General features: G+C 42.9%; 15 protein-coding genes. 3 read left to right on the forward strand and 12 right to left on the reverse strand.

What is annotated here, in order from left to right; genetic code table 11:
- Positions 1-9: 9 nt before the first annotated feature.
- From obgE to hpt, 3 genes are all read right to left on the reverse strand, one after another.
- Positions 10-1,032 carry a GTPase ObgE gene (gene obgE, locus M23134_RS21920; protein ID WP_004156129.1) on the reverse strand — a complete coding sequence of 341 codons (1,023 nt, stop codon included), beginning with the start codon at positions 1,030-1,032 and terminating at the stop codon, positions 10-12.
- Positions 1,033-1,146: 114 nt separating this feature from the next.
- Positions 1,147-1,722, reverse strand: coding sequence for an adenylate kinase (locus tag M23134_RS21925; protein ID WP_004156132.1), 576 nt, complete (start codon positions 1,720-1,722; stop codon positions 1,147-1,149).
- Positions 1,723-1,927: 205 nt separating this feature from the next.
- Entirely contained in the window at positions 1,928-2,464 is a 537-nt protein-coding gene (gene hpt / locus M23134_RS21930; protein ID WP_004156134.1) for a hypoxanthine phosphoribosyltransferase, read from the reverse strand.
- Positions 2,465-2,891: 427 nt separating this feature from the next.
- On the opposite strand from hpt, the gene M23134_RS21935 reads away from it, so the two are divergent.
- A complete protein-coding gene (locus tag M23134_RS21935) occupies positions 2,892-4,100 on the forward strand; it encodes a hypothetical protein (protein WP_045114108.1) in 1,209 nt (402 codons plus the stop codon).
- A gap of 35 nt (positions 4,101-4,135) precedes the next feature.
- On the opposite strand, the gene M23134_RS21940 is transcribed toward M23134_RS21935, so the two are convergent.
- Positions 4,136-4,831 carry a Crp/Fnr family transcriptional regulator gene (locus M23134_RS21940; RefSeq protein ID WP_045114109.1) on the reverse strand — a complete coding sequence of 232 codons (696 nt, stop codon included), beginning with the start codon at positions 4,829-4,831 and terminating at the stop codon, positions 4,136-4,138.
- A gap of 72 nt (positions 4,832-4,903) precedes the next feature.
- On the reverse strand, positions 4,904-5,737 hold the full coding sequence (locus M23134_RS21945; RefSeq protein WP_004156141.1) for an alpha/beta hydrolase: 834 nt from the start codon (positions 5,735-5,737) through the stop codon (positions 4,904-4,906).
- Positions 5,738-6,338: 601 nt separating this feature from the next.
- On the opposite strand from M23134_RS21945, the gene sdaAA reads away from it, so the two are divergent.
- Entirely contained in the window at positions 6,339-7,244 is a 906-nt protein-coding gene (gene sdaAA / locus M23134_RS21950) for an L-serine ammonia-lyase, iron-sulfur-dependent, subunit alpha (protein WP_004156148.1), read from the forward strand.
- Positions 7,245-7,388: 144 nt separating this feature from the next.
- Entirely contained in the window at positions 7,389-8,060 is a 672-nt protein-coding gene (locus tag M23134_RS21955; protein ID WP_004156149.1) for a hypothetical protein, read from the forward strand.
- A 99-nt stretch (positions 8,061-8,159) separates the two neighbouring features.
- Here M23134_RS21955 and M23134_RS21960 read toward each other — a convergent pair whose 3' ends face one another.
- The 7 genes from M23134_RS21960 to M23134_RS21980 all read right to left on the reverse strand — a co-directional run bounded on the left by M23134_RS21960 (position 8,160) and on the right by M23134_RS21980 (position 12,522).
- Positions 8,160-8,585, reverse strand: coding sequence for a PP2C family protein-serine/threonine phosphatase (locus M23134_RS21960; RefSeq protein WP_004156150.1), 426 nt, complete (start codon positions 8,583-8,585; stop codon positions 8,160-8,162).
- Positions 8,560-8,790, reverse strand: coding sequence for a hypothetical protein (locus tag M23134_RS41290; protein ID WP_004156152.1), 231 nt, complete (start codon positions 8,788-8,790; stop codon positions 8,560-8,562). Before M23134_RS41290 ends, M23134_RS21960 begins: the two co-directional genes overlap by 26 nt.
- 83 nt (positions 8,791-8,873) lie before the next feature.
- Positions 8,874-9,389, reverse strand: coding sequence for a hypothetical protein (locus M23134_RS42205; RefSeq protein ID WP_053337350.1), 516 nt, complete (start codon positions 9,387-9,389; stop codon positions 8,874-8,876).
- A gap of 95 nt (positions 9,390-9,484) precedes the next feature.
- Positions 9,485-9,667 (reverse strand): hypothetical protein, encoded by a 183-nt coding sequence (locus M23134_RS40770; RefSeq protein ID WP_002702935.1) that lies wholly within the window; start codon positions 9,665-9,667, stop codon positions 9,485-9,487.
- A gap of 37 nt (positions 9,668-9,704) precedes the next feature.
- The gene (locus M23134_RS40775; protein ID WP_085986342.1) at positions 9,705-10,196 is read right to left on the reverse strand and encodes a transposase; all 492 of its coding nucleotides are present in this window, start codon (positions 10,194-10,196) and stop codon (positions 9,705-9,707) included.
- 219 nt (positions 10,197-10,415) lie between these two features.
- Positions 10,416-11,498 carry a PP2C family protein-serine/threonine phosphatase gene (locus tag M23134_RS21975; RefSeq protein ID WP_004156161.1) on the reverse strand — a complete coding sequence of 361 codons (1,083 nt, stop codon included), beginning with the start codon at positions 11,496-11,498 and terminating at the stop codon, positions 10,416-10,418.
- Positions 11,499-11,610: 112 nt separating this feature from the next.
- Positions 11,611-12,522 (reverse strand): leucine-rich repeat domain-containing protein, encoded by a 912-nt coding sequence (locus tag M23134_RS21980; protein ID WP_004156163.1) that lies wholly within the window; start codon positions 12,520-12,522, stop codon positions 11,611-11,613.
- Positions 12,523-12,623: the final 101 nt, after the last annotated feature.

The following is a 12,623-nucleotide window of genomic DNA, read 5'->3' on the forward strand; positions in this document are numbered from 1 at the left end:
GCGTGGTTGCTAATACACTTCTTCGTCTTTTTGAGTAAGCATACGCATAATGGTATCTTTGAGTGGATCAAGCCCTTTTTGAGTAACCGAAGAAAAAATAAGCGTGGGTATATCTTCTGGAATTTCGTTGTCTAAAATTTTCTGCACCTCTTGCTCAAGTTCTTCGTCGAGCATATCAGCTTTAGACACCGCCAAAATCCTTTTCTTGTCCAATAGTTCGGGGTTATACTTGCGCAATTCGTCCAGTAAAGTTTCGTATTCTTCTTTAATGTTGATGTTTTCGGCGGATACTAAAAACAACAAGATAGAATTACGCTCAATATGGCGCAAAAACCTTAACCCCAGTCCTTTACCTTCGGCAGCACCTTCTATAATTCCTGGAATATCAGCCATCACAAACGATTTATAATCGCGGTAAGCCACCACGCCCAGGTTGGGCACCAAGGTTGTAAAGGCATAATTGGCTATTTCGGGCTTGGCAGCAGATACTACCGACAACAAGGTAGACTTGCCAGCATTGGGGAAACCCACCAAACCTACGTCAGCCAATATTTTAAGCTCCAATACTACCCATTCTTCTACGCCTGTTTCGCCAGGTTGGGCATAATGTGGACTTTGGTTGGTCGATGATTTAAAGTTGCGATTGCCTAAACCGCCTCTTCCACCTGGGGTTAAAATCACCTCTTGCCCATCTTCGGTCACTTCAAGTTTTACCTCACCAGTTTCAGCGTTTTTTGCCACAGTGCCAATGGGTACTTCTAATATAATATCTTTGCCCTGGGCTCCAGAGCGTCCGGCACCCTCGCCAGGGTTGCCTTGCCCGGCGGTGATGTGTTTTTGGTATTTCAGGTGCAGCAAAGTCCATAACTGAGCATTGCCCCGTAAAATAATGTGTCCGCCTCTTCCGCCATCGCCTCCGTCGGGTCCTCCAAGTGGCACGTGTTTTTCGCGGCGAAAATGCGACGAACCTGCTCCACCATGTCCCGAACGACATTGTACTTTTACGTAATCTATAAAGTTAGAATTTGCCAAACCTGTTTGTATTTTAAGAGTTGTAAATTATATTTTATCAGCCTGCACTCCTACTAAAAAAGGCTATCTGCTACTTATCAAGTAACAGATAACCTTTTCAGTAATGCCTTGTATTTAGGCAATGGCGTCTATTTTGCCGCAAAGTATCTCAAAAATTTCATCAATAGAACCTACCCCTTCAATGGCTACATATTTATCTTGTGCCTTGTAATGGTCGGCTACTGGAGCAGTTTCGTTTTTGTATACATCCAATCGGCTTTGGATCAAAATCTCCTTTTGGTCATCAGGACGACCAGAAGTTTTGCCGCGCTCCAGAATACGTCTCATCAATTCATCATCACCTACCTTAAGCTCAATCATTTGAGAAATGCTCTGCCCATTGTCAGCCAGCAATTTGTCAAGTGCCTCAGCTTGTGCCACAGTGCGTGGAAAACCGTCAAACACGAAGCCATTGGCCTCTTTATTTTCTTTAAACTTGTTGTCAATCATTCCTATCACTATGTCGTCAGGAACCAATTGACCTTTGCTCATTAAGTCACGGGCTTTGAGACCAAGAGGAGTAGCAGCAGCTACTTCACCGCGCAGAATGTCTCCGGTTGACAAGTGAATAAGTTCGTACTTTTCTATCAATTTTTTACTTTGTGTTCCCTTTCCGGCACCTGGGGGGCCAAACAATATTAAATTAAGCATATAGAGTATATTTTTAGTTTAAAAACGTTTGCCTTTTTTGTTGGGGCTTACCATCATCCAAGGCACAGATAACACATTTAATGTGAATTGGGTACCTGTCTGAAGTTTTCACTGTAAGGTTTCAAACAGGTGGTATACCACTCACTGGTTTTGAGCAAACAAACACCGCTATGAAGTGGTGAAACAGGAAAGCCTGTAAAATTTATTATTTGATAGCATAAATTGCATTCAGTGTTCTACCTTCTTGGTCGTAGTCAAGCCCATAGCCCACAACAAATTTGTCAGGAATGGCTATTCCTACATATTTAGGGTGTACCTCTGCCTTAAGGCATTCGGGCTTGGTAAGCAATGTAGCTATTTCAAGCGATGCCGGCGATTGGGCTTCAAACTGTTTCAGAAGCTTTTCCATAGTAAAACCTGTGTCTACGATGTCTTCAATAATTACCACATGTTTGCCTTTCAACGACACATCCAACCCCATTACTTCGGTGAGTTTCCCGGTACTGGCTACCCCACTGTACGAGGCTACTTTGATAAAAGCAGTTTCGGCAGGAGTTTTCATATGGGTAATCAAGTCACCCATAAATCTAAAGGCTCCATTGAGTACTGCAACAAAAAGCAAAGGCTGTTTTTGTGCATAATCCTTATCTATTTCGGAAGCAATGCGTTGAACTTCTTTTTGAATCGACTCGCTGCTAAGGTAGAGGTCGAAAGTTTTGTCTTTTAACTGGACACTATGCACTATAAAATTGTAGATTTGTAGCTAAAACAATGATTTGGGCTGATTGAAAAAACTTCATCAACTTTTGTAAACATACCTTTGCCAAACGTTGGGGCAAAAATGCTTTCTTAAGGCATTATGGTATTTTACAAAGGTTCAAATTTAGGAAGAAAATCTATTCGAAATAAAAATTAACTCAAAAAAGATGGGAGAGTTTTGTCAGACTTTATCGTTTTTGAGGTAAACCAGGATATTTTGGACGCTGGGCACGTAGGTTTTTCTGCGAAAGCAACCCCAAATATACACCCCTGCTCAAACTTCCCCCCTCAGTCTGTCGTTTTGTAATCAAACCCACTATTGTACATTTTTGGGTGATGGTTTTGCTCTTTTCATCACGCTTGATGTGGGTAAACGCACAAAAAACACTTTAAACAATATCATACACTATATGTATTTTTTACGCACCAAAATTTACGCCTGGTTACTCATCATTACTTGCCTTAGCTTGCCAGTTCTGGGGCAAATTGAGCACTCCGACAATAGCAAAGGTGGCAAGAAGGTTTTACTGCTCGATATGCAAACCCAGATTGATATAGCGCATGCCATCAATGCAATGTATAATTTTAAGTTTGATGTTGCCGAAAATAATTTCGAGTTTTTTCGCGAGAAGCACCCCCATCATCCTATGCCCTATTTTTTGTTTGGCTTGAGCCAATGGTGGAAAATAATGCCCAATCAGGATATAAAAACCTACGACCAAAAGTTTTTGCAGTATATGAACAAAGTTACTGACCTTGCCAAAGGCATGTACCGCAAAAACCGCAAAGATATAGAGGCTTCATTTTTTCTTTCGGCAGGTTATGGGCTCAAGGCTACTTTTTATGCCTACCGCAAAAAGTGGCGAAAATCGTTGGTAGCAGCCAAAGCCTCGCTCAAATACTTGCGTCGGAGCAAAAAATTGAATCAGATGAGCCCTGAACTCATGTTTGGCGATGCCATCTACAACTATTATACAGCGCATTTGCGCAAAGAAAAACCTATTCTAAGGCCTTTGCTTGCCTTGTTTCCACGAGGCAATAAAGCTAAAGGGGTCAAGCAGCTCACCAAGGTAGCCTACAATGCTTTTTATACCCGTACCGAGGCACAATACCACTTAATGGAGATTTATAGGTATTATGAAAAAGACCGCACCAAGGCATTGCACTTTGCCCGTTACCTATACCGCACCTTCCCTGATAACCCCTACTTTGAGCGTAGTTATGCCAGCCTTGCTTTTACCTCTGGGTGGTTTTCTGAACTTACGCTGGTGTCTAAAAGTATTTTGAATAAAATAGCGGCTGGCAAACCAGGCTACGAAGCAGTCAGTGGTCGTTATGCCAGTTATTTTTTAGGGTATACTTACTTGTATCGTTACCACAACAAAGCTGAAGCAAAAAAATACTTTCAACAAACCGTAAGGTTTGCCGAACAAACCAAAAGTGTGGGGTCGGGCTATTACCAATCGTCCATGGTAAAGTTGGCTCGAATTGCCCGTGATGAAAAGAAAATACGCCTGGCAAAGCTCTATTACCGCAAGGTAAGAAAGTATGCCAAGCGCCGGAGCAAGCGTTATAAAGAAGCGCGCGCATTTTTGCGCAAATACCGACGGTTTAGGTAAGTTTGGGCAGGCACCCAATGGCATTTGTGGGCGCATCAGGTATATTGAGCGTTGGCCATTTGGTGCAACCTGGTGGGGTTGATAAGGGTGATGGCTTTGTTTTCTATCAAAATCAATTTTTCCTCTCTAAACTCTTTGAGCAACCTGCCCAGGCTTTCGCGGGCGGTGCCTACTATATTGGCGAGGTCTTCGCGAGGAAGCACAATTTTGCCAGGTTTGCCGGTGGTTTCACTGTATTTTTGCTCTAGCAATAGCAGAAACAAAGCCAGGCGTTCTCTCAATGGTTTTTGTGCCAATACTGTAATCGTGTTGACCATTACCCCAAACTCGTGACTCATATTTTGAATAAGCAATGCTTGTAAGTGGGGTATTTGCGTCAACAGTTGTTCAAATTTTCGTTGATTGATAAACAACATCTGGCAGTCTTCCAGCGCCTCACAAGAGTCGGCATACTTTTCATTGCAAAGCAGTGCGTGGTAGCCCAACAAGTCGCCTTGTTTGTAAATATAAAAAATCTGGTCTTTGCCATCCAACCCTGTTTTAAAAATCTTAGCCCGTCCACTTTCAATAATAAACACCCCCGTAGGAATGCCCTCTTCATAAAAAACAAGTTTCCCTTTTTTGAAAGTAAGTGGGTAAGCCACGCTTAAAAACATCTTACGCTCTTCGGGCGATAGCGAAGATAGAATTTTATCGCTTTGGAAATTAAACTTTTCAACGTCTATCTTCATAAAATATTTCAATGAGTATTGAGGGGCAAGGGCACCCACTGGTCTTTTGAGCACCACCCTATAACATAAAGTTTAAGCCAGTTTGGTAACTATCCAATCGGCTACAAATTTGAGTACCTCGTCTTTTTTTATTTCATTATGTGTTTCGTGACGCAAGCCCTCCCATAATTGCAAGGTAGCCTTATCGCCCGCTTTTTGGGCAAATTCTTTAGAGGCTTCGTGTGAAGTGATTTTGTCGGCGGTGCCGTGCATGATCAAAGTGTCAACAGTGAGCTTTGAGGCATTCTCTAAAGCCCAATTGCCTCCATTGTGCGCCCCAAAAAACGTAGCCACCGACACTTGCCCATGTACCAAGGGGTCAGTGTCATAAGCTTTGCCCACCTCCTGGTCGTTCGACAGCTCGGCAGAGTCCAGGTTATTGGGTTGGGTCATACCTGGCAAAAACTTACCCACCAACTTGCCTAACAGGACCTGGAGCTTGGGTGGTTCAAAAGCCAGGCGCAACCAAGGCGATGAGAGCACTACCCCAACCAGTGGTAAAACCTCTTTTTTTAAAATATAATTACTGACCGTATTTCCTCCCCAACTGTGCCCATACAAAATAATAGGTACGCCCGGAAACCTGTTCTTTGTTTCCTGGAGCAAACGATCCACATCATTTAATAAATGCTCATAAGGGTGTACATGCCCTCTTTTACCATTGGTTTTTCCGTGTCCACGTTGGTCGTAGCCAATGAGGGCAATGTCGCGGGTGTTAAAATATTCGGCTACATGTTGGTAGCGGTCTATGTGTTCGCCAAAACCATGTACTAAAGCTACCACACCTTTAGGTGGGTTGTCGGTGGTCCATACATTGCCCTTGATAGTGGTTTTGTCCAGGTTCCAACTGAAATGTTGTATTTCCATAGTGATAAGTTTTTTCAAGCATCGATAATATACACTACTCAATTTCTTGTGAAGTTTTACTGAGGAAAGGTTGAAGCAAGCTGGCAAGTATTTCTCCAAAAACCAAGTAGAGTAAAACCAAGTGAGTAGGGTAAAACAAACAGTAAAACTATACTAAAATTTTGATCTGAATATAAACCCACCAGCTTTTTTTTAATAAAACCCAGACTAACCTTAGGTTTATTTGGGGTGTATGATCTATGATAGAATGTTGACTGGCATGGCAAGTATTTTGATTTTAGAACTATCAAAGTTTATTGAGTGGAACTATTTGAATTTCTTTGTACATTGAAACAAGAAAACCAATGGATTTAGTAAAACTACAAAAATAATCTAATCCACAGAACGGTATCTCTGGCGGATGTACTTCTTCAAAAACTTGTCCTGCAAGGAACTTTCCATAGCTTTGGCTATGCAAAGATTAGCTGAAGCAGAGCTCGGCACAGTACAACTGTAGCCTCGGTTTTTTTCATTGTCCACCCACCAAATATTTTGTTCTTTTGGAATATTTTATTTCTTCCGTTTTACTTAAAAGAAAAACACACACTCAATACAATAGATTATGGCATTATTATTCGAAAATTTTGAGAGCTGGAGACAATACTGTAAAGATAAAAAACTACCCTTGTATAAACCTGTATTAGAATATGAAATAGAGCAAAAGGGACGAGACGAGCAAACCATACAAGAGGGCTTGCTTAAGGCATACCAAGTAATGAAAGAGGCCGTAAAGACTGGCTTAAACAGCGACATGACTTCGCGCTCAGGAATGATTGACAATGGAGCAAAAAAAGTATACAACCATCCTGTAACTGTGCTATCGCGTGAGTTTACCGAAGTGATTTCCAGTGCATTGGCTGCCAAAGAAGTAAACTCTTGCATGGGGCGGGTAGTAGCAGCACCTACCGCGGGAGCATCAGGCATATTGCCTGGGGTGCTTACCAACTTGCAGAGTTTGCACGGGTTGTCTGACGAAAAAATATGCGAAGGTTTGCTGGTAGCCGCCGGCATTGCCTTGATCATAGAGCGCAACGCCAGTCTTGCCGGGGCAGTAGGAGGGTGTCAGGCAGAAACTGGCTCCGCTGCGGCCATGGGGTCGGGCGCTATAGTTTATTGTTTGGGAGGCACCGTCGACCAAGCCTTCAACGCTGTAGCCATTACCATTCAGTGTATGCTGGGGTTGGTGTGCGATCCGGTAGCAGGCTTGGTAGAAGTACCTTGTGTAGTGCGCAACGCCAGTGCTGCTGCCATTGCCTTTTCTTCGGCACAAATTGCCATTGCTGACGTAAACGCGGTGATTCCAGTAGACGAATGTATAGAAGCCATGGGAGAGATAGGACAAAGCATGGAAACCCGCTACAAAGAAACTGCCTTGGGTGGTTTGGCGGCAACCCTTACGGGGAAAGGCATTGCCAAAAAGGTGTTAATTCAAGATATTGAGATTTTACCCGATGAAGATACTGAGTGATTAGGTACAAGTGTTGCCTCTAAAAGAAGGAGCCTGTATATATCCGAGGCAAGAGGAAACAGTTTGACCAAGAAATAAACTCATTTTTTTGGCCGATTTTGCCAATCCGGAAGAAAATCAAGATGAGTTAAAATATATAGTACAATGAATAGCGATGCAGTAGATAATAGTTTTATTCAGAACCTTGATAACCTGAGTGACCTTGTTACCCAGCATGTAGCAGTTTACCTGGAGGCAAAAGCCAATGAAGTAGAGGGCAAAGGTTCAAGTCTAGAGAAAATTGTAGAAAAAGGCGCCAACATAAGCAAAGCCGTTGTCGATAATATGGCGGCGCGTTTTGTGGCAAAACGCCTGGGGGTAGACAAACTGGAAGCGGCAGGAATGAAGGCATTGCAAGAAGTGGGGATAAGATGGGATAGCGAACTCATGAAACATGTATTGAGCGATGAAGCCATAGGCGATCAACTTCAGCAAACAGTAGATGAGTATACCAATACTGAAGACTTGCCCAAAAAGTTTAAGTACGAAAGGTCATCCATGTTTTATCCGGTAGTAAAAGCCCACAACGATGGGGACTTACACCCACCCGAAAGTGTAAAAGGCAAGGCAATGCAAGTAAGCCGCAAAATAGCCGGAGGAGGCATAAAGGTTTGGCAATCGATGCGAAAGGGCAAGGTGTTAGGCGCGGCTGCTTCTATACTAAACAGTGGTACCGATGTGCTAAAAACTACCCTGGGGCGTGATACTTCAGAATCGAGGCTGCGTTTGCTGTTATTGACCGGAATAAGCGAATATTGTAAAAGAAAAGAGAAGTGATTTTTTACAAACTTTTAGCAACCAACGATCAGTAAAAACCCCAACTCAATACCCTTGAGCTGGGGTTTTTGAACTAAACAAGAAATACAACCAACAGGTTTATTTAACTACCGAAGGAGGCAATCTCACCCCCATTACCAAAATATCGTCAGTTTGCTCGTTGGCTCCTTGCCATTGATCCAGCGCCTGCATCAGTTGTTGTTGTTGCCGATCCAGTGGCTGATCCCCAATATTTTGCAATAACTCCAGAAAACATCGGCTGGTATAGCGTTGGTGATTAACTCCACCAAACTGATCGATAAAACCATCGGAGAAAAGATAAAGAGTCGTAGGCGAAATGTTCGTCAGGCGTATTTTGTGGGGGGTAAAAGTACGTTTGGCTTCCTTTTGACGACCACCTATGCCTCGACGATCTCCTGGTATTTTATAGATTTGTCCCCCTTGGCAATAAATTAGCGGACGCTTGGCTCCGGCAAAATGTAGTACTTCCAGGGCAAGGTCAATGACCACCAGAGCTACATCCATACCATCTGCGGGTATTGGGTTGTTGCAACGCATTGCGCACCTCTTGATGCAGGCATTCCAGAATGAGCTCAGCATCGGTCATCTGCCGCTCATTGACAATATAATTTAGCAAATCGTTGCCAATCATGCTCATAAAGGCTCCTGGTACCCCGTGCCCGGTACAATCTACGGCGGCTAACACTACCTTTCCGTTGACCTTGCGCATATCCCCCAGCCAGTAAAAATCACCCGATACTACGTCTCGGGGACGGTACAGTAGAAAATAATCTCCTAAGCTCGACTTTAGCCTTATGTAGCATACATTAATGTCTGCTGCATATGCTCAAGCAAATCTTTTGATATTGTTATCTCACACTCTCCTGTTTTTGGCGAGTGTGAGAAATTAAATTTATTCCAAAAAAGCCCTCTAACATAAGCCAGCGCATCACTAAAGGTTGGATACGGTTTCTTATACCAAGAAGTCTCTATTGTTGGCAACTCTCCTATGAGTGCTTGCCTGTGAGCCATCAATGTGACTATAGAAAACACGCCCAATAGTACTGGTGTGGCACGATCAATGGCTTTATTACTCCACTGTCTTTGGGTTTCTACTCCCAAGTGCTTTCTTACTTCTTCGAAGGTGACCTCCACTGACCAACGCCTTACATAATAGGTAATCACCTTTTTTAAATCAAGTTCCAAATCAGTACAAAGTATGGCTCTTGGTTCAAGTTTTTGGTCAGGGTCACATAGTAAAACCCATCTCAGAGGAACCACAGGTTTACCCGCCCGATACCACAAGGCTGTTCCTGTGGTAACCTTCATGACTTTATTTACCTGCCCATACCATTTGGTGATATTTTGCCAAACTGTTTGGCAGCCTTTCAATACGTCGGGCAATTTAGGTAGCTTATCACCTTTTACCCGACTACGCCCTCTCTGCCCCGGAGCACGAAATCATACAAAGCTGTATCCATTCTCATAGTGGCAATGATTGTGGCCAATTTACGTGCTTTGTCAAGAAACTCTATGGATGCATAGCTGTTATCTCCCACTACAATGATGTCCTTATCTGGCAACCAACGTTTTACTTGTAAAACCATCTGATACGCCTAATTGGTGAGCGTTTTATGTTTTTTGCTATCGTTCGCTGGGTGCTAAAACACTTAAAAAGGGTAATGCCCAAACCCGACTAGCCCATACGATGTCGGTCAATAACATCACACAAAGCCAACGCAAACCACTACACTTGACAAAATGAGATTTACTACTACGAACACTGTCTCTGTAAATGCCACGTTTGCCAATTTTACTTCCCCACTTTCGTTCAATGGTTTCATCAATATCAATTACTACATCATCACCAGGGAGTTGTAATCTTAAAATTTGACGAAGTAATATTTTAGAACAGGCAAGGGCTGACCATTTTGCCCGACTCAAAACTCGGTGATACTTTCCGAAATTTTTCACCTTACCCAAGCCCAAAATACGAAGCACAGAATTTACGGTGCGTTTACCCTGGCATAAAATTGCCCCAGTGAGTAAAAATTGAACATGAGAATATATACGCTTTGAAAAAACAGCTTTATATTGTATTATCACATCTAGAAACTCATTCGGGAATATTTGCATAGTTAAAAATGTTTCGTCACAATTTTAACTTGCTTTCACCTTTTTTATAGCCTATTTTTAGCATATGAATTGATGCAAAGGGTTTTCTTAAGCTATTTGACCAGCGCCAGGCTGATGGTCAGGGACTACTTTGTGTATCTAATGGGGATACCCTTGACTATCAATAAAAATGCTTTCTGGAAACGCAAATTGCGGGTTTCCAGAAAGCTTGCCAAATGGTCAAAGGCGAACACCCAGCACCAGGACATCGTCATATTGGGGGGCGGCTCTCTGGTATTCGCAAAGCTTTTGCTCTAGCAATAGTTTTTGAGAAAGCAAGTCATACAAATGAAGGGTTTGCAAGGTGTCCATTAAACGCAACTTGCCCATTTTTTTGTTTTGAGCATTGGGTTGCTTCATGTAACCATCGCTACATAAATAAAAGGAGCTCCCCTGGGGCAAAAGCACTTGTTGGTTGGCAATGGAGAGGTTTTCACTGCCAGGGTTTCCGATGGATTTTGGGGCTCCCTGGCATTCTTGAATCGTACAAGGGAGTTGCGCCGTTACATAAAACAAGGAGCTCCAGGCTCCGGCAAAAGTTACCCGGTTAGTTTGTTGGATGGTCTCTTCTACTTGGCAAAAGGCAATGTCTATTTCGTTGTATTCACGGGCTTCTTGTTGACCCAGTAATTGTTGCATTTTTTTGTGTAGTTGGGTAAGGACCTGAGCGGGATTGTGTAAACCTTTTACTTTGACAAAGTGGTTGAGCAAGGTATAGCCCATTAAACTCATAAAAGCTCCGGGAATGTCGTGTCCTGCACAATCGACCACAGCCACAAAGCTTTGTTGTTCTATCCGACAACACCAATAAAAGTCGCCACTAATGTGTTTTTTGGGGCGGAAAAATACAAACGATTGAGGAAACACAGCTTCCAGGTGTTTATTAGAGGGCAAAATAGCCTGTTGTATTCCCTGTGCTAACCGCAGGCTTTGGTCTTGCTGGTGTTGGTAAAGCCGTAGTGCGTTGTTTTGGTCGTTGATAAAACCCCTTTGGACAATCACCTCATCCTGACTTTGGTAAAGAGCTTCTTGGAGAGGTGCCATTTCGTGCTTTAATTGTTGCAAGTAGGCTTGCTGTAAATCCAATTGATCTTTGAACCTATGTCGTCGTAAAAAACGACCAACAATGAAAGTAATTCCCCCTCCTAGCAAGGCCCAAAGCAGGTAAAGTACTTTGGGGTTGGTGAACCAAGAAGTTGCTGACCAAGCCAAGGTCAGTAAAGACCGCTCATTTAGCCATCCCAATAATTTATATATTTCCATTAAAATAATGTGTTTTCAATTGTTGTTCCTTTAGAAAATTACTCAACTAAAGTTGATTTTAACCGCCAAGGTATCCTTTTGATAAGAGGATAAAACCTTTGTATTGTATTGTTTAAAAAATCACCTGGGCATTAGGCAACCAATTTCGGATCAGTTTACGTTTCCGGTAAGGGATGGGATTGCCAGTGAGGTCGAGTTCTTGTAGGTTTTTCAGGCAGCCGATTTCGTCGGGCAAGGTGGTCAATTGGTTATCCGCCAAGTTGAGTTTTTGTAGGTTTTTAAGTGTACCTGTTTCTTGAGGCAGGTACCTCAGTTGATTGTCGGACAAATCCAGGTAATGTAACTGCTGCATTTGCTGAATCGCTCCTGGCAAATAATTTAATTGGTTGCCTCTCAACCAAAGGTATTGCAGGTTGGGGATGTAGCACAACACCAGCGGAAGGGTTTTGAAGTGATTGTTAAACAGCCAAAATTTGCGCAAGCCCGACAAATGAGTCAGATCGCAAGGCAAGGTGGTCAAGCAATTTTGAGCCATTCCGAGCACTTTCAGATGAGTTAAGAACGAAACAGCCTTAGGCAAAGCTGTAAAGTTGTTTCCATTGAGCCATAACTCCTCTAGGTTTTGCAGGCGGACAAAACCAGCGGGAAGCTGCGCCAGGTAATTGTTGTTTAGGAACAGTTTTTTGAGCCCCTGAAGTTGCTCTATGTTGGGGGGCAACTCCCGGATGCGATTATCCCACAGGTTGAGCGATTCCAGGTTTTGTAATATGCCAATCTCCGGAGGAAGTTGTTCTAGGTTTTGGTCGCTTAGCTCAAACACGGGTTGGTTGAGCTGAGCAATTTGCCTGGGTCTAATGCTTTGGAGGGCTTGGTTGAAAAGTGCCCGATATACTCGTAAATAGCTCTCAATATAACAGGTGAGGGCTAACTGGGGCATGCTTTTGCTGAGCTCGATAGCTAACGCTACATTTGCCTCATGGGGCGAACGTAGCAGCTTCAGTATTTTGGTTTGGTAGTTACTCATTGTGCTGAAACGGTGTAGAAAAAAGAGTATCGTGTGCGTCTTACTTGTTGTTATATTTTGGGTTTGATCACTTGTGTTATTAAAATTTGTCAAAAATACAG

The sequence above is a fragment of the Microscilla marina ATCC 23134 genome (genome assembly GCF_000169175.1).
GTDB classification, from domain to species: Bacteria; Bacteroidota; Bacteroidia; order Cytophagales; family Microscillaceae; genus Microscilla; species Microscilla marina.